The 24776-nt window shown below is 74.3% G+C and carries 22 protein-coding genes; 9 read left to right on the top strand and 13 right to left on the bottom strand.

Going from position 1 to position 24776, the window contains the following annotated elements:
• Positions 1-60: 60 nt before the first annotated feature.
• Positions 61-1299: an exo-beta-N-acetylmuramidase NamZ domain-containing protein gene (locus ACF1AL_RS12935; protein WP_391821313.1), complete on the top strand. Its 1239-nt coding sequence runs from the start codon at positions 61-63 to the stop codon at positions 1297-1299.
• 183 nt (positions 1300-1482) lie between these two features.
• Positions 1483-2805: a serine-threonine protein kinase gene (locus ACF1AL_RS12930; protein WP_391660696.1), complete on the top strand. Its 1323-nt coding sequence runs from the start codon at positions 1483-1485 to the stop codon at positions 2803-2805.
• A gap of 3 nt (positions 2806-2808) precedes the next feature.
• Here the strand turns inward: ACF1AL_RS12930 and ACF1AL_RS12925 are convergent, their stop codons facing one another.
• Positions 2809-5598, bottom strand: a complete 2790-nt coding sequence (locus tag ACF1AL_RS12925) for a penicillin acylase family protein (protein ID WP_391825932.1) — start codon at positions 5596-5598, stop codon at positions 2809-2811.
• A gap of 265 nt (positions 5599-5863) precedes the next feature.
• Between ACF1AL_RS12925 and ACF1AL_RS12920 the strand changes: the two genes are divergently transcribed.
• Together ACF1AL_RS12920 and ACF1AL_RS12915 are read left to right on the top strand one after the other, a co-directional pair.
• Positions 5864-6466, top strand: coding sequence for a hypothetical protein (locus ACF1AL_RS12920; protein ID WP_391825931.1), 603 nt, complete (start codon positions 5864-5866; stop codon positions 6464-6466).
• A 487-nt stretch (positions 6467-6953) separates the two neighbouring features.
• Positions 6954-7727 carry a 3-keto-5-aminohexanoate cleavage protein gene (locus ACF1AL_RS12915; RefSeq protein ID WP_391825930.1) on the top strand — a complete coding sequence of 258 codons (774 nt, stop codon included), beginning with the start codon at positions 6954-6956 and terminating at the stop codon, positions 7725-7727.
• On the opposite strand, the gene ACF1AL_RS12910 is transcribed toward ACF1AL_RS12915, so the two are convergent.
• On the bottom strand, positions 7673-8407 hold the full coding sequence (locus tag ACF1AL_RS12910) for a hypothetical protein (protein ID WP_391825929.1): 735 nt from the start codon (positions 8405-8407) through the stop codon (positions 7673-7675). The genes ACF1AL_RS12915 and ACF1AL_RS12910 overlap by 55 nt on opposite strands.
• A 162-nt stretch (positions 8408-8569) precedes the next feature.
• On the opposite strand from ACF1AL_RS12910, the gene ACF1AL_RS12905 reads away from it, so the two are divergent.
• Complete coding sequence (locus tag ACF1AL_RS12905; protein ID WP_391825928.1) at positions 8570-9640, top strand: RNA ligase (ATP); 1071 nt, start codon at positions 8570-8572, stop codon at positions 9638-9640.
• Positions 9641-9799: 159 nt separating this feature from the next.
• Here the strand turns inward: ACF1AL_RS12905 and soxR are convergent, their stop codons facing one another.
• The gene (soxR, locus tag ACF1AL_RS12900; protein WP_366836211.1) at positions 9800-10261 is read right to left on the bottom strand and encodes a redox-sensitive transcriptional activator SoxR; all 462 of its coding nucleotides are present in this window, start codon (positions 10259-10261) and stop codon (positions 9800-9802) included.
• 163 nt (positions 10262-10424) lie between these two features.
• Here soxR and ACF1AL_RS12895 point away from each other — a divergent pair, with 163 nt between their 5' ends.
• A complete protein-coding gene (locus ACF1AL_RS12895) occupies positions 10425-10886 on the top strand; it encodes a MaoC family dehydratase (RefSeq protein ID WP_366836212.1) in 462 nt (153 codons plus the stop codon).
• 23 nt (positions 10887-10909) lie between these two features.
• On the opposite strand, the gene ACF1AL_RS12890 is transcribed toward ACF1AL_RS12895, so the two are convergent.
• The 3 genes from ACF1AL_RS12890 to ACF1AL_RS12880 form a co-directional block, all read right to left on the bottom strand.
• Positions 10910-11533, bottom strand: a complete 624-nt coding sequence (locus tag ACF1AL_RS12890; protein WP_384207735.1) for a TetR/AcrR family transcriptional regulator — start codon at positions 11531-11533, stop codon at positions 10910-10912.
• Between the two features lie 138 nt (positions 11534-11671).
• The gene (locus ACF1AL_RS12885) at positions 11672-11959 is read right to left on the bottom strand and encodes a YiaA/YiaB family inner membrane protein (protein ID WP_366836215.1); all 288 of its coding nucleotides are present in this window, start codon (positions 11957-11959) and stop codon (positions 11672-11674) included.
• Between the two features lie 84 nt (positions 11960-12043).
• The gene (locus tag ACF1AL_RS12880; protein WP_366836321.1) at positions 12044-13195 is read right to left on the bottom strand and encodes an acyl-CoA dehydrogenase family protein; all 1152 of its coding nucleotides are present in this window, start codon (positions 13193-13195) and stop codon (positions 12044-12046) included.
• A gap of 91 nt (positions 13196-13286) precedes the next feature.
• Here ACF1AL_RS12880 and ACF1AL_RS12875 point away from each other — a divergent pair, with 91 nt between their 5' ends.
• The 3 genes from ACF1AL_RS12875 (at position 13287) to ACF1AL_RS12865 (ending at position 15885) form a co-directional block, all read left to right on the top strand.
• On the top strand, positions 13287-13922 hold the full coding sequence (locus ACF1AL_RS12875) for a TetR/AcrR family transcriptional regulator (RefSeq protein ID WP_384207733.1): 636 nt from the start codon (positions 13287-13289) through the stop codon (positions 13920-13922).
• Positions 13923-14055: 133 nt separating this feature from the next.
• On the top strand, positions 14056-14766 hold the full coding sequence (locus ACF1AL_RS12870; RefSeq protein ID WP_386418757.1) for an ArsR/SmtB family transcription factor: 711 nt from the start codon (positions 14056-14058) through the stop codon (positions 14764-14766).
• Positions 14767-14943: 177 nt separating this feature from the next.
• Positions 14944-15885 (top strand): DMT family transporter, encoded by a 942-nt coding sequence (locus tag ACF1AL_RS12865; protein ID WP_366836322.1) that lies wholly within the window; start codon positions 14944-14946, stop codon positions 15883-15885.
• An 11-nt stretch (positions 15886-15896) separates the two neighbouring features.
• On the opposite strand, the gene ACF1AL_RS12860 is transcribed toward ACF1AL_RS12865, so the two are convergent.
• The 7 genes from ACF1AL_RS12860 to ACF1AL_RS12830 form a co-directional block, all read right to left on the bottom strand.
• Complete coding sequence (locus ACF1AL_RS12860; protein ID WP_391703085.1) at positions 15897-17219, bottom strand: MFS transporter; 1323 nt, start codon at positions 17217-17219, stop codon at positions 15897-15899.
• A gap of 292 nt (positions 17220-17511) precedes the next feature.
• Positions 17512-18591: a Zn-dependent alcohol dehydrogenase gene (locus ACF1AL_RS12855; RefSeq protein ID WP_391780553.1), complete on the bottom strand. Its 1080-nt coding sequence runs from the start codon at positions 18589-18591 to the stop codon at positions 17512-17514.
• A 10-nt stretch (positions 18592-18601) separates the two neighbouring features.
• Positions 18602-19990 (bottom strand): aldehyde dehydrogenase family protein, encoded by a 1389-nt coding sequence (locus tag ACF1AL_RS12850; protein ID WP_366836220.1) that lies wholly within the window; start codon positions 19988-19990, stop codon positions 18602-18604.
• A gap of 97 nt (positions 19991-20087) precedes the next feature.
• Entirely contained in the window at positions 20088-21425 is a 1338-nt protein-coding gene (locus ACF1AL_RS12845) for an ABC transporter ATP-binding protein (RefSeq protein WP_366836221.1), read from the bottom strand.
• A gap of 478 nt (positions 21426-21903) precedes the next feature.
• Positions 21904-22704, bottom strand: coding sequence for a class F sortase (locus ACF1AL_RS12840; protein WP_391825927.1), 801 nt, complete (start codon positions 22702-22704; stop codon positions 21904-21906).
• Positions 22691-23359: a hypothetical protein gene (locus ACF1AL_RS12835; protein WP_366836223.1), complete on the bottom strand. Its 669-nt coding sequence runs from the start codon at positions 23357-23359 to the stop codon at positions 22691-22693. The genes ACF1AL_RS12840 and ACF1AL_RS12835 overlap by 14 nt, the downstream gene beginning before the upstream one ends.
• 102 nt (positions 23360-23461) lie before the next feature.
• Positions 23462-24763 (bottom strand): MFS transporter, encoded by a 1302-nt coding sequence (locus ACF1AL_RS12830; RefSeq protein WP_391825926.1) that lies wholly within the window; start codon positions 24761-24763, stop codon positions 23462-23464.
• Positions 24764-24776: the final 13 nt, after the last annotated feature.

Below are 24776 nucleotides of genomic sequence, written 5' to 3'. Positions count from 1 at the left end.
CGGGCCGCCGGGGCGCTAGCGTGCGTGGGCATGACACGCCGGGATCACGGAGGTCGTCGTATGAAGCTGTCCAGACGAAGCGTGCTCGCGAGCGCCGCCGCGGTGGCGGCGTCGGCGGCCCCGGCGCAGGCGGCCCCGCCGGGCGGCGGCCGCCGGCTGCGCACGGGCTTCGAGCGCCTCGCCGACGACGGCTACGCCCTGCTGGACGGGCGGCGCGTCGGGATCGTCACCAACCCCACCGGCGTGACCCGGGACGTCCGCCACATCGTCGACGTGCTGCACGCCGACCCGCGGGTGGACCTGCGGGCCGTCTTCGGCCCGGAGCACGGCTTCCGCGGCACCGCGCAGGCCGGAGGTTCCGAGGGCCGCTACGACGACCCGGCCACCGGGCTGCCCGTCTACGACACCTACCTCAAGAGCGGGCAGCCGCTCGCCGACGTCTTCACCGCCTCCGGCGTGGACACCGTCGTCTTCGACATCCAGGACGTGGGCGCGCGCTTCTACACCTACATCTGGACCCTGTACGACTGCATGGAGGCGGCGGCGCTCGCGGGCAAGCGGTTCGTCGTGCTGGACCGGCCCAACCCGGTCACCGGGCGCGCGGCGCTGGGTCCCGTGCTGCACCCGGAGTTCGCGACCTTCGTCGGGCGCAAGCCGATCGCGCAGGCGCACGGGATGACCGTCGCGGAGCTCGCCCGGCTGTTCAACGGGGAGTTCCTGGGCACGCCGGTGCCGCTGGAGACGGTGACGATGACCGGCTGGAAGCGGACGGAGTTCTTCGACGCCTCGGGGCTGCCCTGGGTGCCGCCGAGCCCCAACATGCCGACCGCCGACACCGCGCTGGTGTACTCCGGGACCTGCCTGTTCGAGGGCACCAACCTCTCCGAGGGCCGCGGCACCACCCGCCCCTTCGAACTGCTCGGCGCCGACGGCCTCGACGGGCGCTGGGCCGAGGCCGCGAACGCGCTGGAGCTGCCCGGGGTGCGCTTCCGCGAGGCGTACTTCGCGCCGACGTTCTCCAAGTTCCAGGGCAGGACGATCGGCGGCGTGCAGATCCATGTGCACGACCGGGCGGCGTTCGACCCGGTCCGCACCGGGATCGGGCTGCTGGTGACCGCCAAGCGGGTCTGGAGCGGCTTCGCCTGGCGCTCCGACAACTGGATCGACAAGCTGACCGGTTCCACCCGGGTGCGCACCGCGATCGACGCGGGCGCCGGCCCGGACGAGGTGGTGGCGGGCTGGCAGGACGAGCTGGCGGCCTTCCGGCGGGTGCGGGAGCGGTACCTGCTCTACCGCTGACCGGCGCCCGGCGCGAAGGCGGCAGGCGCCCCACCGCCGACCGGCTCCCGGCCGGAAGGCGGTGGGTGCTCCGCCGCCGGCCGGCCCGTCGTGCCGGTGCCGACGTGACGTATGGCCAACTCCCCCCGTTCGCAGGACGATGCGCCACAACGCGCAGCGCATGGGGGGACGAAGGAGTCCGTCATGGCAGAGCCGGCGATGAGTGTGACGCCCTACTGGGAGCTGACCTTCGACGCGGACGGCGACGTCGACCGCGCGGAACGGGACCGGCTGACGGCCGAGGTGGCCGCGCGTCAGGTCCGCGACCTCGTGGTCTTCGCCCACGGCTGGAACAGCGACCGGTCGGGCGCCACCCGGCTCTACAGCCGCTTCTTCGCGCCCTTCCCGGGCCTCGCGCCGGGCGCGCGGATCGGGTACGTGGGCGTGATCTGGCCGTCGATGCGGTTCTCCGACGAGCCGATCCCCGACTTCCCCCGGTCGGTGGCCGCGGAGCCGGCGCGCCGCCCGGCGCTGGACAAGGACACCCGGCACGCGCTGCTGGAGTCCTTCCCCGGGCGGGCGCCGATCGTGGAGCAGCTCGCGCGGCTGCTGGAGCAGCAGCCCGGCCAGGAGGCCGAGCTGGCCGAGTTCGGCCGGCTGGTGCGGCTGCTGGTGGAGGTCGTGGCCCCCGGTCCGCAGGCGCTGTTCGCCGCCGACACGGTGGCAGAAGGCGTGCCGCAGGACGAGCCGGCGATGTTCACCCGGCCGGCGGCCGAGGTGTGCGCCGAGTTCGCGGCGGCGCTCGCGCAGGCGGAGGGCGCCGAGGGGTTCTCGCTGCCCAACCCCTGGGACGGGGCGCACGAACTGCTGCGGCAGGCGACGTACTACGCGATGAAGCGGCGCGCGGGGACGGTCGGCGAGCGCGGGCTGGGCCGGGTCGTCGGGCAGCTGGCCGCCGCCGTGCCCGGGGTGCGGGTGCACCTGGTGGGGCACAGCTTCGGCGGCCGGCTGGTGTCGTTCGCGCTGCGCGGGCTGCCCGAGGGGGTGCGGACGGTGGCCTCGGTGACCTTGCTGCAGGGCGCCTTCTCGCACTACGCGTTCGCCTCCCGGCTGCCGTACGACCCGCGCGCGGGCGGGGTGCTGCAGGGGCAGCAGCACCGGGTGGACGGGCCGCTGGTGTGCTGCCACTCCCGGCACGACACGGCGCTCGGCACCTTCTACCCGCTGGCGTCGCGGATGGCGGGCGACGCGCAGGGGGCGGTGGAGGAGTTCGGCCTCGGGCAGCTGCTCGGGGCGAAGTGGGGCGCGATGGGCCACGACGGGGTGCAGGCGGTGCCCGGCACGCGCGCGATGACGCTCGCGGAGGCGCTGCGCGGGCCGCTGCCCACATCGGGCTGCGTGAACGTGGACGCGTCGGCGGTGGTCTGCCGCGGCGGCCCGCCGGCCGGGGCGCACGGCGACATCCTGCACCCCGAGCTGGCCCGGGTCGTGGTGGCGGCGGGCCGGATCGCCCGGCCCGCCGCCTGAGCCTCAGCGGTGTGAGGTGAACTCCACGACCTGCTGGTAGGTCGGCCGGTTCTGCCAGCCGATCTTTCCGTGCTTGATGCCGCCCAGGGTGCGCTGGACGATCGAGTCCGCGCACCACTGGTCGCCCGCCGAGCACTGGTCGTCGCCCGGGTAGACCTGGGCGGCGGTCTTGGCCGCGGCCTCCTTCAGCGTGCCCAGGAGCAGGTCCCGGCAGGCGCCCGGGCTGCCGCCGCCGCAGTAGGTGCGTGCCAGCGGGCCGCGCACCGGCTCACCGAGCACCGCGCGGATGTCCTTGTCGACATAGCTCCACCAGCCGTACTGGAAGGAGCTTCCGGCGTGCGCCCCGGTGGGGCCGTGACCGGCCGAGGGGGCCTCGTCGATCGGCAGGTTGCGGGTGAAGGCGGTGTACAGGTCGCTGCCGAGGCCCGGTTCGAACTCGGCCTCGACCAGCAGCGGCCACCAGGCGTCCAGGATGCGGATCGCGTCGGCGTCGGCGTACGTCTTCGACCCGGCCGAGGTCTCGGTGCGCCGGGCGCCCGAGGCCAGCCAGTTCCGCAGCTTCTCCACGGCCCCGGCGGCCGCCGGGTCGGACACCGGGGCGCTGCCGATCACCTTCAGCAGGTCCGGTACGACGTCCTCGGCGCGCAGGTCGGTCAGGCCCGCCTCGGCCATCGCCCGGGTCAGGGAGGCGCGGGTGACGCCGCCGGCCGCGACCAGCTTGCGCACCCGGTCCTCCAGCAGGTTCCCGCGGTGCACGGACCCCTCGCCCCAGGGCGCGGCCGCGTACTCCTCGGCCTGCTTGTTGTTCCAGGAGATGTAGTAGTCCTGGTCGACGGAGTTCGGGTGCGCGGAGGGCGGCGTGTAGTCGGCGGTGTTGGCCGCCGGGTCCCAGCCGCGCCACTCGTAGGCCGGCTGCGCCCACACCGGGAACTCGGCGTCGACGCCGCTCGCGCGCACCGGGTTGTCGCCGCTGTTGTAGTACGCGGTGTGCGACGCGTCGGCGTAGAACCAGTTGAAGGTGTAGTTGATGTGCTGCACCGCGCTCTGGAAGTCCTGCGGGCCCTTGACGTAGCCGGGGTCGTTGAGCATCTGGAAGCCGATGATGGAGTCGGCCTCGTGCAGGAAGGACGAGCGCAGCGTGGTGTAGGCGACCTTCTTGCCGCCGACGGTGGCCCGGTACTCCACGGGACCGTAGGCGGTGCGCCACACCCGCATCGTGTACGACCCGGCGGCGGTGCCGTCGGCGACCGTCGGTTTCCAGGCGTTCTTCCGCTCGATCTGCTCCATCGGCGTGCAGGTGCCGCGGTAGAGGTAGTGGTGGTCGTCCTGGCACAGCTCGACGGCGTAGGTGTCGATGATGTCCTGCCCGGACGTGGTGGCGCTCCAGGCGTAGTCCTGGCCGCGGCCGAGTTCGACGTACATGCTCAGGCCGGCGAAGGAGGCGCCGCGGGCGCTCAGGCCGGGGCCCTGGATCTCCTGGAGCATGAGCAGCTGGGGCGCGAAGTAGCCGGTCTGCGGGCCGAACACGGCGACCGGGTGGCCGCTCGCGGTGTGCGCGCCGCTGACGACGAGCGCGTTGGACATGCCGCGCCGGGCGGAGGTGAGGGCGCTGCTCGCGGCCGTCTTCGAGGTGGTGTTCGCGGCGGCGGTGGCCGCGCTGCCGGTGCGGTCGAAGACGAGCGGTTCCTCGGTGACCGAGCCGGGGTCGGGCAGCGCCTCGCCCCGGGGGTCGTCGGGCCGGGTGGCGTACGGGAAGCGCTGACCGTCGTGGAGGGTGAGGACCGCCTCGGGGTCGTTGCGCTCGCGGAAGGACTCCCAGACCTTGGTGCCCTCGGCCACGCCGTACTTCTGCTGGGCGGCGAGCAGGGAGAGCGCGTTGTTCACCTCGCCCCCGCCGCCGGAGCCGAACAGGGCGCCGACCACCGAGGCGAGCGCGACCAGGTCGGTGACCTTGAAGTGCTCGATCGTGCCGGCGTTGGTGAGGGAGTCCTTGTGGCCGGTCAGGACGTACTCGCCGGGGAAGTAGCGGCCGCCGTCGGAGGCGTCGATGTAGGCGTTGACGCCGGCGAGGTAGGCGTCGACGTCGGCGAGGGCCTGCCGGCCGCGGTCGCCGGCGGTGGCGACCGCGCGGTCGATCTGGGCCTGCAGATCGGCCTCGGTGTAGGGGGCGTTGCGCCAGAACTGCTGCTCCAGGCCCTGGTTGGCGGGGGCGCCGCCGGCGAAGGAGGTCAGCTGTCCGCGTCCGACGTGCCGGAAGACGTCCATCAGCCACAGCCGGTCCTGGGCGGCGGCGTAGCCGGCCCCGAACTCGGTGCCGTAGCGGGTGGTGCCGGTGATGTGCGGCACGCCGGTCTTCTTGTCGCGGACGATCGTGACGTCGGTGCGGCCGGCCGGCTTGAGGGTGGAGGCCACCTGGTCGGCGGGGACGCCGAAGGAGGCGTCCTCGAAGAAGGTGTTGATCTTGTCGGTGGTCAGCGAGGGGTAGCCGGCCGCCAGGTTCGCGTACGGGCCGAGCTGGTCCTCCGCGTGGCTCGGCTGGGTGCCGAAGGCCTGGTTGAGCAGGATCTGGGCGAGGGTGGCGTTGCCGTTCTCACCGGGCGGCAGGATGTCCGAACACTGGCCGCCGCAATGGTCGTCGGGGGCCGTGGTGGCGGCCGACGCCGTCACGGCCGGGGAAAGAGGTGACAAAAGCCCGGCAACGAGGACGCATACGGAGGCGGCCTTCAGGAACCCGGGGAATCCGCGGGGAGTTCTCTGTCTGTCCAGCGTGCTGCGGGGGGTGCGCCATGACATGGGCGGCTCCTGCCGACGTGGGGTTGGCCGGATGTTACCGGCGGTATCCCCGCGCCGGAAGATGAACATGCGTCATGTTTGGAGGTCAACTCCGGTTGATGTGGGGGAAGTCGGAAGGCGTCACGGTCAACCGGGGGCGGCTTATGGACGGCATCGGAAAACGGATGGAGCCGAATCGCGTGTCGATACGTCTACTCGGCGACGTCCGTACGACGACGCCGATGTGACCGAAGTACAGGTGCAGGTGTGACGGAGGTGCAAGGCGATGGCCGGTTTCCGGAGTCTGGCGAGACAGGTACGCGATCCGCGGTGTGATCTGGCGCTACGCCGCTACTCGTTGCGCAAGTGCCTCGAGCGGTTCGCGCCCTACGGGCACAGGGCGACCTGGGACCACCTGTGCACCCGGTGGGGGTTCGGACCCGAGGACAGGGCGCCCGACCCGGCGCGGCTCGTGGCCGCGCTGGAGGAGCTGGAGCAGGCGCGGTCGGTGTGGCTCGCCTATGAGGTGGAGTTCGCCGAGCGGCGCAGGAAGGAGAAGCACGACGGGCTGCGCAGGCCCGGCACCGTGGACGACTGGCACCGGATGACCTGGGGCGGCTTCGGGGTCGCCTGGTGCGACGACCCGCGGGTGCACCCGCGCGAGCCGCTGGCGGAGGTGCTGCGCCGGCTCATCGCGGCCCTGGAGCGCGAGCCGGGCGCGGCCTGCCCGGTGTGCGACGGGACGCGCCTGGTGTGGCGCTACGGCCTGGACCACGAGCCGTCGTCGGGGCCGGTCTGCGCGGACTGCGGCATCCTGGTGCCGCGCCCGGTGCTGACACCGGAGGCACTGGCGCAGGCCCGCTTCGGCCGGCTGCTGGTGTCCGCCTGAGGCGAGGCCGCGCGGGGCTCGCGACCGGGGCCACGCGGGGAACTCCGGGGCTCGTGACCGGAGTCGTGCGGGGGACCCCGCGGCTCGTGACCGGAGCCGTCCGGGGAACTCCGGGGCTCGTGACCGGGGGCCGTGCCGGGGGAACTCCAGGGCTCGTGACCGGAGCCGTCCGGGGAACTCCGGGGCTCGTGACCGGGGGCCGTGCCGGGGGAACTCCAGGGCTCGTGACCGGAGCCGTGCGGGGGACCTCGGGGCTCGCGACCGAGCCGTCCGGGGGAACCCCGGGGGCTCACGACCGGGGCCGTCCGGGGGAACCCCGCGGCTCACGACCGGGCCCGGCCGGGGCGCACCGCGGTGTGCCGCCCCGGGTCGGCGGTACGGCCGTGCGTCCGCGCGGCGGGGGTGCGCCGGGGATGCCGCACCCCCATCACCCGGGACGCCTCGTCCCCGTCGGCCTGTTGTCGGTCCCGGCCGGCACGATCGGAGCATGATGCAGGCCTGTCTGAACGGAACCCGGGGCGCCGGTGACGGCGCGGTGGTGCCGCGCACCCCGGCGGAGCTCGCGGAGGCCGCCGAGCGCGCGGTCGCGGCCGGGGCCACGGACCTCCACGTCCATCCGAGGACGCCGTGCGGGCACGACTCCCTGTCGCCCCGCGTGGTGGGGCCGGCCCTGGAGGCGATCCGCGCGCGGGTGGCCGTCCCCGTGGGCGTGACCACCGGCGCCTGGGCGGAGCCCGATCCGGCCGCCCGGGTGGCACGCATCCGCAGCTGGACGGTGCTGCCCGACCACGCCTCGGTCAACTGGCACGAACCGGGCGCCGAGGAGGTCGCCGCCGCCCTGCTCGGTCTCGGCGTGGGCGTCGAGGCGGGCGTGTGGTCGGGCACCGACGGCGCGGCCCGCCTGGCCCGCTCCCCGCTCGCGCCGAAGGTGCTGCGCGTGCTGGCCGAGGTCATGGACCCCGACCCCGGTACGGCCGAGGACACGGCAAGGGCGCTGCTCGCCGAGCTGGGCGCGTCGCCCGGCCACACGCGGCCGGGCGACGGTACGGGAGGCCCGCGGGCCCACGGCCGGCCGGTGCTGCTGCACGGCGAGGACGGCGGCGCCTGGCCGGTGCTGCGGCTGGCGGGGCGGCTGGGGCCGGCGACCCGGATCGGGCTGGAGGACACGCTGCTGCTGCCCGACGGGCGACCGGCCGACTCCAACGCTCAGTTGGTCGAGGAGGCGTTGTACCAGTACGGGTGCGCCCAGCGCTCGTCGTGAGGCAGGGCCAGCAGTTCGGCGCGGATCGCCAGGTCGTCCTCGCCGACGGCGCGCAGACGGGCGGCGCCGGGGCCGGACAGCCAGGTGCACAGCTCGGCGACGGCGGCGTCCTCGCTCGTGTGGTCCCACCAGGTGAACGGGGACTGGTCCACGACGAGGTGGTAGAGCCAGGTGTCGGCGCACCGCACGAGGTGGGCGTCGGCGGCCGGGCCCTGCGGCCAGGTGTCGAGGAAGGGGGTCGCGCGGCGGGCGATGGCGCCGCAGGTCTCGAAGACGTCCGGCGCGGGGTACGGCGGCTCGGGTGTGGTCAGCACCTCCTGCCACCAGGCGTGCAGGAACGCCTCGATCGCCGCCGCCTGCTCGGCCGGCCAGGACCGCCAGTCCGCCCGGACGAGCCCGTGGGCGCCCCAGCCGATCCCGTCCAGGGTGCCGTCGGCCATGGCGTGCGCGGCCTGGGGCAGCAGGCGGCGCATCGAGGCGGCGTGGTCGTCGAAGTGGTCCGGCACCTCGAAGACGTACCGGCGCAGCACGTCCGGCGGCACCCGCGTGTACGGCGTGCGCAGATACGCGGTCTCCTCCGGCGTGTGGCAGCGGGGGCAGCCCTGCTCTCGGGGGCTGGCGAAGCCGTTGAAGACGGTGTCGAGGTCGGCGAGGGCGGCGGCAAGCGCGGCTGTGCGCATGGTGGTTCGGTCCCGTCAGGACTCCGGACGCGGCGGCGCGCGCCGGCCGAAGAGCGTGACGCTAGCAGCCGGTAATCCGTTCGCTCCAGCGGTTTGCCGTCCGGACAGTGAAAGGCGATGACACACACACCCGAACACGACTGAACCGCTGGGGAGTTACCGATGTCGACGCTCCGCGTCACCGCCGAAGTGCTGACCGTCCACGAGCATCCGAACGCCGACGCGCTGGAGCTGGCCCAGGTGGGCCTGTACCGCGCGGTCGTCGCCAAGGGCGCGTACCGCACCGGCGAAGCCGCCCTCTACATCCCCGAGCAGGCCGTGCTGCCGGCCGGGCTGATCGAGGAGCTGGGGCTGACGGGGCGGCTGGCGGGCGGCGCGGCCAACCGGGTCAAGGCGGTACGGCTGCGCGGCGAGCTGTCGCAGGGCATCGTCTGCCGGCCGAGGGCGCTGGCCGGGGTGGACCTGATGCGGGCGGCGCAGGAGGGGACGGACTTCGCGGAGCTGCTGGGCGTCACCAAGTGGGTGCCGCCGGTGCCGCCGACGATGAACGGCGAGGTGGAGTCCGCGCCCGAGCTGCTGCCGTGGGTGGACATCGAGAACATCCGGCGGTACCCGGACGTCTTCGCGCCGGGCGAGCCGGTGGTGCTGACGGAGAAGCTGCACGGGTCCGCGTGTCTCGTGACGTACGTGGCGGACGCCGACCGGGTGCACGTGTCGTCCAAGGGCTTCGGCTCCCGGTCCCTGGCGCTGAAGGAGGACCCGCGCAACCTGTACTGGCGGGCGGTGCGGGCGCACGGGGTCGCCGAGGCGGCGGCCCGGCTCGCCGGGCGGCTCGGGGCGCGCCGGGTCGGCGTCTTCGGCGAGGTCTACGGCGCGGGCGTGCAGGACCTGACGTACGGCGCCGACGGGCGGCGGGACGACGCGCTCGGGTACGCGGTGTTCGACGTCTGTGCGGAGATCGACGGGATCGTGCGGTGGCTGGACCCGGCGGAGCTGCTCGCCGGGGAGCTGCCGCTGGTGCCGCGGCTGTACGAGGGGCCGTTCGACATCGACCGGGTGCTGGAGTGGGCGACCGGTCGCGAGACCGTCTCCGGCCGCGGCCTGCATCTGCGGGAGGGCGTGGTGGTCCGGCCCGCCGTGGAGCGCCACAGCCCCGTGACCGGGGGCCGGGCGATAGCGAAGGCGGTGAGCCCGGCCTACCTGACCCGCAAGGGCGGCACGGAATTCGAGTGACGGGGAGGCCGCGCCCCCTCCGGCACGCCACGCCCGGTCCGGCACCCGGCCGGCACGCCACGCCCGGTCCGGCACCCGGCCGGCACGCCACACCCCCTCCGGCACCCGGCCGGCGTGCCGTACCGCGAACCCGCGCGCGTCGGCCGGGCCGGCCTGGACTCAGCGTTTCGGTTCCGCCAGCAGCCGGGAGCCGGTGAGGCGGTCGCCGAAGACGTCGTCGGGGTTGGACAGGACGCAGTTCTCCAGGGACAGGCAGCCGCAGCCGATGCAGTCGGTGAGGTGGTCGCGCAGACGGTTGAGCTGCTTGATGCGCTCGTCCAGCTCGGAGCGCCAGGCCTCGGACAGGCGCGCCCAGTCCGCCCGGGTCGGGGTGCGTTCCTCGGGGAGTTCGGCGAGCGCTTCGCGGATCGTGGCCAGCGGGATGCCCACCCGTTGCGCGGCCCGGATGAAGGCGACCCGGCGCAGCGTGTCGCGGGTGTAGCGGCGCTGGTTGCCCGAGGTGCGCCGGCTGTGGATCAGTCCCTTGGCCTCGTAGAAGTGCAGGGCGGAGACGGCGGCGCCGCTGCGGGCGGCGAGCTGGCCGACCGTGAGTTCGTGGATCTTCTCGGGAATCTGGGGCACCCCTCGAAGCCTACCCACCACGTCACACCGCCGGTCCGTTGACAGGGGCTCCCCGGAGCAGCATGCTAAGCAGTTGCTTAGACATGAGCGCTCAGACATGAGCACATCCGGTCCGGCACGCGCCGGGCCGGACCCTGCGACAGGCGACGCGAGAGGCCGGACCATGGCAGAGCCGAGGATCTTCACGTCCACCGACGAGCTCAAGGCGGCGGTGGGCGAGCAGCTGGGTCACACCGACTGGGTGGAGATCGACCAGAAGCGGATCGATCTGTTCGCGGAGGCCACCGGCGACCACCAGTGGATCCACGTCGACCCGGAGAAGGCCGCCGCGGGCCCGTTCGGGACGACCATCGCGCACGGCTACCTCACCCTGTCGCTGCTGCCCCTGTTCGGCCCCCAGCTGATCGCCGTCGAGGGCGTGAAGATGGGCGTGAACTACGGCACCAACAAGGTCCGTTTCCCCGCCCCCGTCCCGGTCGGCTCCCGGCTGCGCGCCACGGCGACGATCACCGGCGTCGAGGACGTGCCGGGCGGGGTCCAGGTGACCGTCGCCTTCACCGTGGAACGCGAGGGCGGCGACAAGCCCGTGTGCGTCGCGGAGTCCGTGGCGCGCTACTACCTGTAGCCCGCCCGCGGCCGGCCGGGGGGCTACTTCGCCCCCACCATCCGCAGCACGAGGTCGGCGTACAGCGCGCCGACCTCCTCGGGCGTCCGGGGGCCGTTCACGTTGAACCAGCGGGCGACGTCGATGCACAGCGAGAGCACCGCGAGGGTGGTGCCGTGCACGTCGAGCACGTCGAACTCGCCGCTCGCCACGCCCTCCTCGATGATGCCCCGCACCTCGGCGTCGACCTGGCGGCGCAGCGCGAGGATCTCGGCGCGGGCCTCGGGGCCGAGGGCGTCCAGCTCGTACTGCACGACCCGCGCGGTGGTGCGCCGGCCCGCGTGCCAGCGGACGAAGGAGCTGACGCCCTCGGCGAGCCGCTCGGCGGCGGTGCCCTCGCCGCGGGCCGCCGTGCGCAGGATGTCCAGCGCGCGGTCGTGGCCGATACGGCTGATCCGGTGGAGGAGCTCCTCCTTGGTCTTGTAGTGGATGTAGAGCGCGGCCGGGCTCATCCCGGCCCGGCCGGCGATGTCCCGGGTGGTCGTCGCGTGGTACCCGCGCTCGGCGAAGGCCTCCACGGCCGCGACCAGCAGCCGCCGGGCCGCCTCAGGGGTGACCTCGTCCCACGGCTCGGCCTCGCCGCCGGTCGTCTCCTCCGCCGTACTCATCTGCTGCTCGCCCCTTCCACTGACAGGGACACCACCATACCGCCGAAGGTGAGCGGCCGCTTAGACCAGCCGGTCACGGCTGGGCCGCACGGTCAGAGCTTCCCGGACCGGCGCTTCCCCGAACGGGTCGTGCGCGGCTCAGAGCTTCTCGAACGGGTCGTGCTCGGCGAGGAGCTTCTCCAGGCGCGCCTGGTCCACCCGGCTGACGATCTGCCCGGCCTCCTGCCGGTCGCGGATCACCTTGGCGAGGGTGAAGGCGGAGGTGACGAGGTAGAGGACCGCGATGGCGAGGAAGCCGCGGACCCAGGCGTCGGCGTTCAGCCGGAAGATGCCGATGGCGGTGGCCGTCATGGCCACGGCGAAGGACGCGACGGCCTGGCCGTGGAAGGCGGCCGTGCTCTGCTGCTTGACCGGTGTGTCACTCATGGGGACCAGAGTCGGCGGACGTGGCGCCCGCCACATCCGCCGGGATACTCAGGACGTACTCAACCCGCTCGGTGCTCCGCGCCTTCAGAACGCCGAGACACCGGTCAGCGCCCGGCCGATCACCAGCTTCTGGATCTGGCTGGTGCCCTCGTAGAGGGTCATCACACGGGCGTCGCGCAGCAGCTTGCCCACCGGGTACTCGTCGATGTAGCCGTAGCCGCCGAAGACCTGCAGCGCGTTGTTGGCGGCGCGCACCGCGGCCTCGGAGGCGAACAGCTTGGCCTTGGAGGACTCGACGGCGAACGGCTGCCCGCGGTCGATGAGGTCGGCGACCCGCCAGGTCAGCAGCCGGGCCGCGTCCACGTCGACGGCGATGTCGCTGATCAGCTCCTGCACCAGCTGGTGGCGGGCGATGGGCTTGCCGAACTGCTCGCGCTCGCCGGCGTAGCGCACGGCGGCGTCCAGCGCGGCCTGCGCGATGCCGACGCAGCCCGCCGCGACCGACATCCGCCCCTTGGCGAGCGCCGACATCGCGACCTTGAACCCCTGCCCCTCCTCGCCGAGCATCGCCGACGCCGGGACGCGGACGTCCTGAAGGACCAGCTCGGCGGTGGCCTGGCCACGCAGGCCGAGCTTGCCGTGGATGGTGCGCCGGGTGAGACCGGGCGTGTCGGTGGGGACGAGGAAGGCGGTCACGCCCTTGTGCCCGGGGGCGTCGGTGGAGCGCGCGAAGAGCAGCACCACGTCGGCCCAGGTGCCGTTGGTGATGAACATCTTGGTGCCGTTCAGGACGTAGGCGTCGCCGTCGCGCACCGCACGGGTGGCGAGGTTGCCCGCGTCGGAGCCGGTGCCGGGCTCGGTCAGGCCGAAGCAGCCGACGAGTTCCCCGGCGGTGAGGCCGGGCAGCCACCGCCGCTTCTGCTCCTCGTCGCCCCAGGCGGCGATGGTCTTGGCGACCAGGCCGAGGGAGACGGAGACGATCCCCCGCACGGAGGAGTCGCCCCGGCCGAGTTCCTCGGTCACCAGGCAGTAGGCGAGGTGGTCGCCGCCCGAGCCGCCGTAGGTCTCGTCGATCGTCAGGCCCAGGAAGCCGACCTCGCCGAGTTTCTTCACGATGCCCCGGTCGACCTCCTCACCACGGTCCCAGGCGACCACGTGGGGAGCGATCTCCCGCTCCACGAAGTCCCGCGCGAGCCGGCGTACGGCTGCCTGCTCCTCGCTCAGCTCCAGGTTCACCACGCGATCACCCCACCAGACGAACGACCTTGAAAGCTACAGATTTAAATTAGCACTGCTAGTTTCAATCCGCAGCCCTACTATGTGCGCCATGGCCCGACCGCGCAAGCCCCTGCTGAGCACCGACCGCATCGTGGAAACGGCGCGGGAACTCGTCGACGCCGAGGGCCTCGCGGCCGTCTCCACCCGCCGGCTGGCCGCCGAACTGGGCGTGAGCGGACCGTCCCTGTACAACCACTTCCGGACCAAGGACGAGATCCTGGAGGCGGTCGCGGACTCCGTGAGCGCCCAGGTCGACCTGTCGATGTTCCAGGACGGCCGCGACTGGCGGACCGCGCTGCACCAGTGGGCCGTCTCCTACCGGGCCGCTCTGCGCGACCACCCGAACATCGTCCCCGTCCTGGCCCGCGGCCCCGGCCGCCGCCCCGCCGGACTGCGCCTCGCCGACGCCGTCTACGGCGCGATGGTCGACGCGGGCTGGCCGCCCGCGCACGCCACCAGCATCGGCGCGCTGATGCGGTACTTCATCATGGGCTCCGCGCTCGGCTCCTTCGCCGCCGGCTTCGTGGAGGACCCGAGCGCCTACGACCCCGCCGACTACCCGCACCTCGGCCAGGCCCACCTGCTCGCCGAACAGCAGGAGAAGATCGACGAGCGGGCCTTCGAGACCGGTCTGACGGCGCTGCTGGACGGCCTGGCCCGCCAGTACGAGCTGCTGGCGGCCTGAGGACACGCCGCCGGCTGGCGGCGGACCGGGAAGACGCCGCCGGCCGCCGGCGGACCGGGACACGTCGCGCACCGCCGGCGGAGCGAGGACATTTCGGTGGGCGCCGAAGGGTCCGTGCCGCATGCTGGAGCGCATGACCTCGAGGGACCCCCAGGCGCCGGGACTGGCCCGGCTGGCCGCGCTGATCGCGGACGAGACCCGGGCCGCGTGCCTGCTCGCGCTGCTCGACGGGCGGGCCTGGACCGCCGGTGAGCTGGCCCGGCACGCCGGCGTCGCCCCGTCCACGCTCAGCGAGCACCTCGGCAGGCTCGTCGCCGGGGGGCTGCTCGCCGAGGAGCGCCAGGGCCGCCACCGCTACGTCCGGCTCGCCGACGCCCGGGTCGCGCACCTGGTGGAGGACCTCGCGGCGCAGGTGGCGCAGGACGCGGTGGTCCGGCCCCGGTCGCTGCGCGCGGCGAGCGCCGGGTCCGCCATGGCCCGCGGCCGTACCTGCTACGACCATCTCGCCGGGCGGCTCGGCATCACGGTGACCGACGCCCTCACCGAGCGCGGGCTGCTGCGGCAGGACACCGGGTTCGCCCTCACGGACGACGGAGTGGCGTGGTTCGGCACCGCCGGGATCCCGCTCGCACGGGCCGGACGCCGGCCGCTCGCGCGGGCCTGCCTCGACTGGACCGAACGGCGGCCCCACCTGGCCGGGGTGGCGGGCGCCGCGCTGTGCCGGCACGCCCTGGACGCGGGCTGGTGCGTGCGCATCGGCTCCGAGCGGGCGGTGAAGGTGACGGCGGCGGGCGAGCGCGCGCTGTCGGAACTGCTGGGCATCGAGCCCGCGCGACTGCGATGACCGCCCGCCCCGCACGGCCCGGCGGGCACGGCCCGCCCCGCACGGCCCGCCCCGCACGGCCCGGCGGGCACCGAGCCCGCGCGGTCGCGACGACGGCCGGCCCGGTACGGCCCCACGCCGTCAGGTCCGAAATCCGCGAGACCCATGACCGACTCTCCGCCTAGCCTCGGGAGCATGATGCGCACCTCCCCCGCCCGCCGTCCCGAGCTGCTCGCCGCGGCAGCGGCCACGGTCACCGTGGTCCTGTGGGCCTCCGCCTTCGTCTCCATCCGCAGCGCCGGCGCCGCCTACTCCCCCGGCGCGCTGGCGCTCGGACGGCTGCTGTCGGGCGCGCTCGCGCTCGGGCTGCTCTGCCTGATACGGCGTGAGGGGTGGCCGCCGCGCGCGGCCTGGCGCGGGATCGCGGTGTCCGGAGTGCTGTGGTTCGGCTTCTACATGGTCGTCCTGAACTGGGGCGAACAGCAGGTGGACGCCGGGACGGCCGCCCTGGTGGTTAACATCGGGCCGATCCTGATCGCGCTGCTCGGCTCGCGGCTGCTCGGCGACCCGATGCCGCCGCGGCTGCTGGCGGGGATGGCGGTGTCGTTCGCGGGCGCGGTCACCGTGGGTCTGTCGATGTCCGGCGAGGGCGGTTCCTCGGTGCTCGGGGTGGTGCTGTGCCTGCTGGCCGCGATCGCCTACGCGGGCGGTGTCGTCGCCCAGAAGCCGGCGCTGGGCCGGGCGACGCCGCTGCAGGTGACCGCGTCGGGCTGCGCGATCGGCGCGGTGGTGTGCCTGCCGTTCGCGGGGCAGCTGGTGCACGAGGCGGCCGGCGCGCCGGTGTCGGCGACGCTGAACATGGTCTATCTGGGGGTGTTCCCGACGGCGCTGGCGTTCACCACGTGGGCGTACGCCCTGTCCCGGACGACCGCGAGCCGGATGGGCGCGACCACCTACGCGGTGCCGGCGCTGGTGGTGGGGATGTCGTGGCTCTTCCTCGGCGAGGTCCCGGGGCTGCTCACGCTGGCGGGCGGCGTGCTGTGCCTGGCCGGTGTGGCGGTGTCCCGGTCCCGGTCGCGGGCCGCCCGGGTGGTGGCGGCCGGGTCGTCACGACCCGAGCAGGCCCGCGAGTCGGCGTGAGGGCCCGCGGCTCAGCGTGAGCGGGCGCGGGAGGCGAGCACCTTGATGGACAGCAGGGCGATGACGGACAGGCCGATGATGTAGCCGGCGACGGACATCGAGGTGCCGCTCGCCTCCAGCAGCAGCACCATCACGAACGGCGCGAGCCCGCCGCCGGCCACGGCGGCGATCTGGTAGCCCAGCGAGGCGCCGGTGTAGCGCATCTCGGGGGTGAACAGCTCGGCGAACAGGGCGGCTTGAGGGCCGTACATGATGCTGAGGAAGCAGCTGGCGACGAAGGTGCCGACGGCCAGCCAGAGCAGCGAGCCGGTGTCGATGAGCAGGAACAGCGGTACGGCCCACACGGCGATGCCGACCGCGCCGAGCGCGTAGATCCGGATGCGGCCGACGCGGTCGGACAGCGCGGCGGAGGCGGGGATCAGCGCGAGCTGGGTGAGGCTGACGCAGAGCGAGACGGTGAGCACCGCGCCGCGGTTCATGTGCAGTTCGCGGGTGGTGTAGTCGAGGACGCCGGTGATCAGGATGTAGAAGGTCGCGGTGTTCACGGCGAAGGAGCCGCCGGCCAGCAGGACCGTGCCGAGGTGGTGCCGCAGGATCGCGCGCAGCGGCGAGGCGGACTCGGTCTTCTCCCGCTGCGCGAGTTCCTGCTCGGCCTGCCGGAACTCGGGGGTCTCCTCGACGCGGGCGTGGATGTACCAGGCGAGGGCGAGGACCAGCAGGCCGACGAGGAACGGGACGCGCCAGGCCCAGGACGCGAACGCGGCGTCGGAGGTGAAGGCGCCGGCCAGCAGGAAGACGGTGTTGGCGGTGACCACGCCGATGGGGACGCCGAGCTGGACGACGCTGCCGTACACGCCCCGCTTGCCCTCGGGGGCGTACTCGGTGGCCAGCAGCATCGCGCCGCCCCACTGGGCGCCGACGGCGACGCCCTGCACGACGCGCAGGGTGACGAGCAGGATCGGCGCGGCGACGCCGATCGTGTCGTAGGTCGGGAGCAGGCCGATGCCGGTCGTGGCGAGGCCCATCAGGGTGAGGGCGAGGACCAGCATGGGCTTGCGGCCCCGCTTGTCGCCGAGATGCCCGGCGACGATGCCGCCGAGGGGGCGGGCGAGGAAGCCGACGGCGAAGGTGGCGAAGGAGGCGAGGACGCCGGCGGAGGCGCTGCCGGCGGGGAAGTAGAGGTCGCCGAGGACGAGGGCCGCGGCAATGCCGAAGACGAAGTAGTCGTACCACTCCACCGCGGAGGCGAGGGCCGCGGCGGTGGCGACGCGGCGGCGGTGTCCGGCGGGGGCCGGTGCGGTGGTGAGCGGGTGAGCGGAAGGTGCCGTGTCCATGCGTGCACACTCCGAAGGGTGCGGGGGACGGGAGGGGGGCGGCTCAGGTTCCCGGGAACGTACTGACCGGACGGTATGGACGTCAACCGGTCGGGCACCCCGAGTTTTACCTGTACGTGGCACACGTCCCGGCGGGTTCCGCGCGCGGGCATGCCGGGGTCCCCGGCCGCCGCTCACGGCCGGGGAGGGGGCCCCGGCCGCCGCTCACGGCCGGGGAGGGGGTCGTCGGCCGCCGCTCACGACCGGGGACGGGGCGTCGGCCGCGCCGGGAGGAGGCCCGGCGCGGCCGGTGCTAGAAGACGACCAGGGCGCGGCCGCCCTTGCCGGCGAGCATGTTCTCGAAGGCCGCCGGGATGCCGTCGAGCGCGATGCGCTCGGTCACCAGCGCCGACAGGTCCAGGCGTCCGGCCCGCACGTGCTCGGCCAGCACCGGGAGGTCGGCGGCCGGGTCGCAGTCGCCGTAGACGCAGCCGGACAGGGTGCGGCCCCAGTGGAAGATCTCCAGGGCGTTGAAGGTGACCTGCTGGTCCTTGCCGCCGATGCCGACGACCGTGGTGCGGCCGCCGCGCCGGGTGGAGTCCCAGGCGGCGCGGATCGACACCGCGCGGCCCACGCACTCCACGGCCACGTCCACGCCCTGCTTGCCGGTGAGGCCGCGGATCTCGCGGGCGGTGTCCTCGGAGGCGACGACGTAGTGCGTGGCGCCTGCGGCGCGGGCCAGCTCCTCCTTCTCGGGGGAGACGTCGACGGCGACGATCGTCGACGCCCCCGCGATCCGCGCGGACTGCAGGGTGGCCAGACCCACTCCCCCGACGCCGAACACCGCGACGGACTCGCCGGTGCGCACCCGGGCGGAGTGGTGGACGGCGCCGTAGCCGGTGAGGACCGCGCAGCCGAGCAGGGCCGCGTCGGTGAGCGGGATGCCGGGCGGCAGGGGCAGCGCGCAGGAGGCGGCGACGACGGTCTCCTCGGCGAAGGCCGCGACATTGAGGCCGGGGTGCAGGTCGGTGCCGTCGGCGGTGCGGGCGTACACGGCGGCGGCGCCGTTGAGGGCGTTGGCGCACAGCCACACCTCGCCGCGCGCGCAGGCGGGGCAACCGCCGCAGGCCGGGGCCCAGTTGAGGACGACGCCGTCGCCGGGCGCCAGGTGCGTGACGCCCTCGCCGACGGCGACGACCGTGCCGGCGCCCTCGTGGCCGAGCACGGCGGGCACCGGCACTCGCATGGTGCCGTTGGACAGCGACAGGTCGGAGTGGCAGACGCCGGCGGCGGCGAGCCGGACCCGGACCTGGCCGGGCCCGGGGTCGGGCAGCTCGATGTCCGTGATCTCGAGCGGGGCGCCCACGGCGGGCAGGACGGCAGCGCGAACCACGTGAACTCTCCTAGAACTGCAGGGACTTGGTCTGGAGGTACTCGGTGAGGCCGTGCGCGCCGAGCTCGCGGCCGACGCCGGACTGCTTGTAGCCGCCGAAGGGGGCGAGCGGGTTGAAGCGGCCGCCGTTGATGTCGACCTGCCCGGTGTCCATCCGGCGGGCGAAGGCCACCGCCTCTGCCTCGTCGCCCGCCCACACCGCGCCGGCCAGGCCGTAGACCGTGCCGTTGGCGATGCGCAGGGCGTCCTCCTCGTCGTCGTAGCGCAGGATCGACAGGACCGGGCCGAAGATCTCCTCCTGCGCGATCGTCATCTCGGGGGTGACGTCGGCGAAGACGGTCGGGCTGACGAACCAGCCGCGCTCGCGCGGGGCCTCGGGGCCGCCGGCGACCAGCCGGGCGCCCTCGGCGACGCCCTTCTCGATGTAGCCGCGCACCCGCTCCTGCTGCCTGGCGTTGACCAGCGGGCCGATGCGGTCGCCGTACTTGGCGGCGGCGGCCGCGGCGAGGGCGACGGCCTCCTCGTACCGGTCGCGGTGGACCAGCATCCGGGTCCAGGCGCTGCAGGTCTGCCCGGAGTTGGACATGACGTTGGCGACGCCGACGTTGACGGCCTTGGCGAGGTCGGCGGAGGGCAGGATGACGTTGGCGGACTTGCCGCCCAGCTCCAGGGCCACCTTCTTGATCGCGGCACCCGCGACCGCGCCGATCCGGCGGCCGACCGCGGTGGAGCCGGTGAAGGAGATCATGTCGATGCCGGGGTGCTCGGCGAGGGCCTGTCCCGCGACCGGGCCGAGGCCGGTGACCAGGTTGAACACACCGGCCGGGACGCCAGCCTCGTGCACCGCCTCGGCGAACAGCTGCGCGGTCAGCGGGGTGTCCTCGGCGGGCTTGAGGACGACGGTGCAGCCCGCGGCGAGGGCGGGGGCGACCTTGGCGACGATCTGGTGCAGCGGGTAGTTCCACGGCGTGATCGCGCCGACGACGCCGATCGGCTCGTGGAGGACCGTGGAGTTGCCGGCCCGCTCCTCGAAGGGGTGCGTCGCGGCCAGTTCCGCGTAGGAGCCGGCGACGGCGATCGGGACGGCCGCGTGCACGTTCTGCGAGAAGGGCAGCGGGGAGCCGAGTTCGGCGGTGACCGTCTCGGCGATCTCGTCCTTGCGGGCGGCGAGCGCGTCGCGCAGGGCGGCCAGGCGCGCGGCGCGCTCGGCGGGCGCGGTGGCGGCCCAGCCGGGCAGCGCCGCACGGGCGGCCCGTACGGCGTTGTCCACGTCGAGGGCGCCGCCGGCCGGGACACGGGCGATGACCTGCTCGTCGGCCGGGTTCACCACCTCGATGACGTCCTCGCCCGCTGCGGGGCGCCAGGCGCCGTCGAGGTACATGCCGTCGTGTGCCTTCATGGTGCTCCTCGGGGCCGGTGCGGAGGTCCGACACACAAACTAGCGGCGATAGTTTTAGTGCGCCAGACGCCTCATGACATCACGGCCGTGCGGTGGCTCACTCGTCGAGGTCCGGCAGCCGGTCCGGCGACGGGCAGACGCGTTCGCCGTGCTGGTCGAAGACGAACAGGTGGGCCAGGTCGACCAGCAGCGGCACCTGCATGCCGTGCCGCAGGCGCAGATCCGGCGTGGTGCGCACGACCAGGTCGCCGGGGACCCGGGCGGTCGGCGGCGCGGGCTCGGCCAGGGGCTCGTCCGGGCGGTCCAGCACGACGACGGGCCCGGCCCGCAGCGCCCCCGCCCGCTCGCGCAGCCGCTCCAGCACCGAGCCGTCGCGCCGGCGCCGCCGCACCGGCCGGGACACCGGGCGCGGCGCCTCCAGTTCGGGGACGACGGCGGGGCTGGAGCCGGTGTTGAAGTGGACCAGGCTCTCGTGGCCCTGGAACTCCACGTGCTCGACGAGGCCGGTGATCGGCACCTCGCCGGGCCGGGCGGCGCTCGGCTTGGCGATGCGGACGGCCTCCGAGCGCAGGCCCACGATCACCTCGCGCCCCTGCTGGACGCGCAGCAACTGGTGGTCCAGGGACAGCGGTTCGGGCAGCCGCAGGAACTGCTTGCCGAGGCTGATCGTCATCGCGCCGTCCAGCGGGGCGCGCACCAGGCCGCGCAGCAGGTTGATGCGCGGGGTGCCGATGAAGGCGGCGACGAACACGTTGCGGGGCAGGGCGTAGACCTCGCGCGGGGTGCCGACCTGCTGGAGCACCCCGCCGCGCATGACGGCGACCCGGTCGCCCAGGGACATCGCCTCGCCCTGGTCGTGGGTGACGTACACCGTGGTGACGCCGAGTTCGCGGGTGAGCGTGGAGATCTCGGCGCGCAGGTGGTTGCGCAGCTTGGCGTCGAGGTTGGACAGCGGCTCGTCCATCAGGAACGCCGAGGGGTGGCGGGCGATGGCCCGGCCCATCGCGACGCGCTGGCGCTCGCCGCCGGAGAGCTGGGCGGGGAAGCGGTCGAGCAGGTCCTCGATGCCGAGCATCCGCGCGGTGGCGTCGACGCGCGGGCCCGGGTCCGCGTTCGGGGACTCGATGCGCAGCGGGAAGCCGATGTTGTCGCGGCTCGTCATGCTCGGGTACAGGGCGAAGTTCTGGAACACCATCGCCATGTCCCGGGCGGAGGGCGGCAGGTCGTTGGCCCACTCGCCGTCCAGCCGCAGGGTGCCCTCGGTGATCTCCTCCAGGCCGGCGATCATGCGCAGCACGGTGGACTTGCCGCATCCGGAGGGGCCGAGCAGGACGAGGAACTCGCCCGGCGCGATGTCCAGCGTGAGCCGGTCCACCACACGGGCGCCTTTCGCGTAGACCTTGCTGATGTCGTGCAGGGAGATGGCGCGTGTCATGGTGTCGTCCCTGGGGGCAGACGGGGGCGCTGGTGCTCCGCGGTCGGACGCCCCGTGCGGGATGTACGGGGCCTGTGGGTCACGGAAGTTAACGGAACGCACACGGCGCTGGGAAGACACCGGGCGTCATCCTGCCGCTTCCGTCCAGCTGGTGAGAAAGCGGACGGCAGGATTCAGCCCCCTGGGGGAAACGTGCGACGGCGATCGGGGTGCGGAGTGCGGAGTGCGGAGTGCCTGCACGGCGGGTCGCGGGGCGCCGGACGGCGCACCGCGGTGGGCGGACGCACCGCGGGAGGGGCGGACGCACCGCGGGAGGGGCGGACGCACCGCGGTGGGCGGACGCCCCCCGGGGCGAGCGCACCGCCGGGGGCCCACGCGGTGTGAGGGGCGACGCACCGCCGGGAGCGCACGCACCGCGGGGAGCGGGCGCGCCGCGGGGCGGAGCGCCCGAAGTGTGCCGGGCGTCCCGCCCCGTGGGTCACTTCACCGCCGTGAGGTGGGCGAAGACGACCACGTTGCTGGTGTATCCGGTGCGCCGGCTGAAGAGGCCGCCGCAGGTGATCACGCGCAGCTCCGGGCGCCGGGACGGGCCGTACACCTCCTTGTCCGGGAAGCCGGACTTGTCGAACACCCGCACGCGGTCCACCGTGTACACCGCGGTACGGCCGTCCGCGCGTCCCACCTCGATCGGCTTGCCGGGCTTGACCAGCGCGAGCCCGGCGAAGACGGCGGGGCCCTTGGTGGTGTCGCGGTGCCCGACGGCGATCGCGGTGCCCGGCTCGCCGGGCGTGGGCCCGCCCTGGTACCAGCCGACGAGCCTGGGCCGGTCGACCGGCGGCGTCTGCAGCTCCCGGTCCTGGTTCAGCCGCAGCCCGGTGACCGGGGCGTCGATCCCGAGGGACGGGACGCGGAAGGTGGTCGGCCGGGAGCGGGGCAGCGGCCCGCCCGGGGGTGCGGGCCGGGCCCTGACGCGGGTCACCTCGGGACTCGGCCGGACCGCCGTCGGGCTGCCGGCGGGCCGGGCCGGCGAGGCGCTGCCGGCGGGCCGGGCGGGCTCGGCGCTCGCCCGCGCTGTGCCGGGATCGCCGGCCCGGCCCGGGGGCGGCCCGGCGACCGCCACCGCGTCCGGTCCGCCCGCCTGCGCGGGTGCGGCCGGCCGGTCGTGTCCCGCGCACCGGACCCCCATCGTCACCAGGACGACCGTCAGTACGGCCGTCCTGGTCAGACGGTAGGCACGGGTCCGGTGCCAGGGCCTGCGTCTGCGCCTAGGCGGCACCATGGGTGCGCCGGCGCATCATCCGGAAGTAGACGGCGGCGCCGATCGCGACGACACCGACACCCGCCGCGGCGGTCACCGGCGTGTAGGCGGCCGCCGTGTCGACGAGTCCGCCGCCGCCCGCGTGCACGCCGCCGCGCGGCCCGTTCTGGTCGCGGCCCCAGGCCGCGTCACCGCGCTGCTCGTGGTCCTCGATCTGGCCGGGGCCGTGCGACCGGTTGTTCTTCTCGGGGCACTTGACGCGGAACACCTTCTCATGGCGCGTTCCGGCGGTCCACGAGAGCGTGTACTGGCCGTCGGCCAGCCCGATGACCTCGCTGTGACCGGCGCCGCCGCCCAGCTGGATGGTGCCGGCGGTGGTGGCGGCGCTGGGCAGCGGGGGCTTCGGCTCGATCGTGTAGGCGATGGTCGGCAGCCCGTCGAAGTTGACCGCGTCCAGGTAGAACTGGCAGACGACGGAGTCCTCCTTCGAGCCGTCGTAGCGCATCTGGCCGTCGCGCTCCGGGTACGCCCGGTGGATGCGGATGTCGCCGTTCTCCCCCTGAGCCACCGCGGCCGGCGCCGCGACCCAGGACGCGCCGGACGCCGCGAGGGCGGTGAGGACGACGGCAGCGCCTGCACGGGAGGCGAAGGGACGTGGACGTGTCAGGGTGGGCATACGGTTCCTCCGAGTCAGGACGATTTTCATACAAATCGCTCTTTCGCCCTGGACTCTGCGACACCCGGCCGACGACGCCCGGCAACGACACCCGGCGCGCCGTCAGATATCGCTCGTGCGGCGCATTCGGGACCGCCCACGCGGCTTCCCCGGCGCCCGTCCCGTCCCTTCGTCCGGGGCCCGATCCGTCCCTTCACCGGGCGCCCGTCCCGTCCCCGCACCGTCCCGGCGGCCCCCGTCGCCCGGCGCCCGCAGCGCCACGCCCGAGGACAGCAGCAGCAACGCCCCGAGCATCACGAACGGCGCCGCCACCCCGGCGACCCCGGCGACCAGTCCGGCCGCCGCGGGCGCGGCCACCTGGCCCAGCCGGTTGCCCGTCAGCCGCAGGGCGAGCGCGGTGGAGCGGGCGCCGTCGGGCGCCGCCTGCACGACCGTCGTCATCGACAGCGGCTGCCCCACGCCCAGGCAGAACCCGAGGACGGCGAGCACCCCGCCGAGCGCCCACACCGGCAGCGGCAGCGCGATCCCCGCGCACAGCACGGCCGCCAGCGCGCACGTCACGGTGAGCAGCACCGTGCGGCCGAGCAGCCGCAGCAGCGGGGTGAGGACCAGTCGGCAGGCGATGGTGGCCGCCGCCCGCAGCGACAGCAGCACGCCGATCACGCTCGGCGCGATCCCGCGGTGCTCGCCGACCACCGGCAGGTAGGCGGTCAGGATGTCGGTCGCGGACAGCACCGCGAGGCTGACGAGGATGCCCGCCGGCACGCCCCGGGTGCGCAGGATGCCGCCGACGGGAACCCGCGCGCCCGGCCCCTTGCCCGGCGCGGCCGCCGTGTTCCGGTGCTCGATGCGCCACAGCGAGGTGCACGCGGCCGCCGCGCCCGCGCCCGCGACGAGCAGGGCCAGGGCGCTGCTGCCGGCCCGGTCGGCGCCACCGATCAGGGCGCCCGCGGCGATCGGGCCGACGAGCTGCCCCAGGGAGGCGCCGATGGTGAAGTGGCCGAAGTTGCGGTCCTGTTCGTGCGGGGCGGACTGGCGGGCGACGAGCGACTGGGCGCCGATCACGAAGCAGAGGTGGCCGAGGCCCATCACCCCGCTCCACACCGCCATCGTCCACAGCGACCCGGCGAGCCCGCTGAGCGCGCAGCCGCCGGCGATCAGGACGACACCGGCCGGCAGCAGCGGCGCGCACCGGCCGTGGTCGGTGCGGCGGCCGAGCGGTACGGCGGCGAAGAGCGGCAGCAGCGCGTACACACCGGCGATGACGCCGACCGCCCGCTCGTCGGCGCCCAGCGCGAGGGCCCGGTAGGAGACGGCGGGCCGGGCCATCGACACCGCCCCCTGCGCGAAGCCGAAGGCGATGACGAGGCGGAGCAGCCAGCCGCGGTTCCCACCGGGCGCCATGGTTTCCTCCTGT

The sequence above is a fragment of the Streptomyces sp. NPDC014801 genome (genome assembly GCF_043082085.1).
Classification (GTDB): Bacteria; Actinomycetota; Actinomycetes; order Streptomycetales; family Streptomycetaceae; genus Streptomyces.
This window is presented reverse-complemented; position numbering and strand designations above follow the sequence as displayed.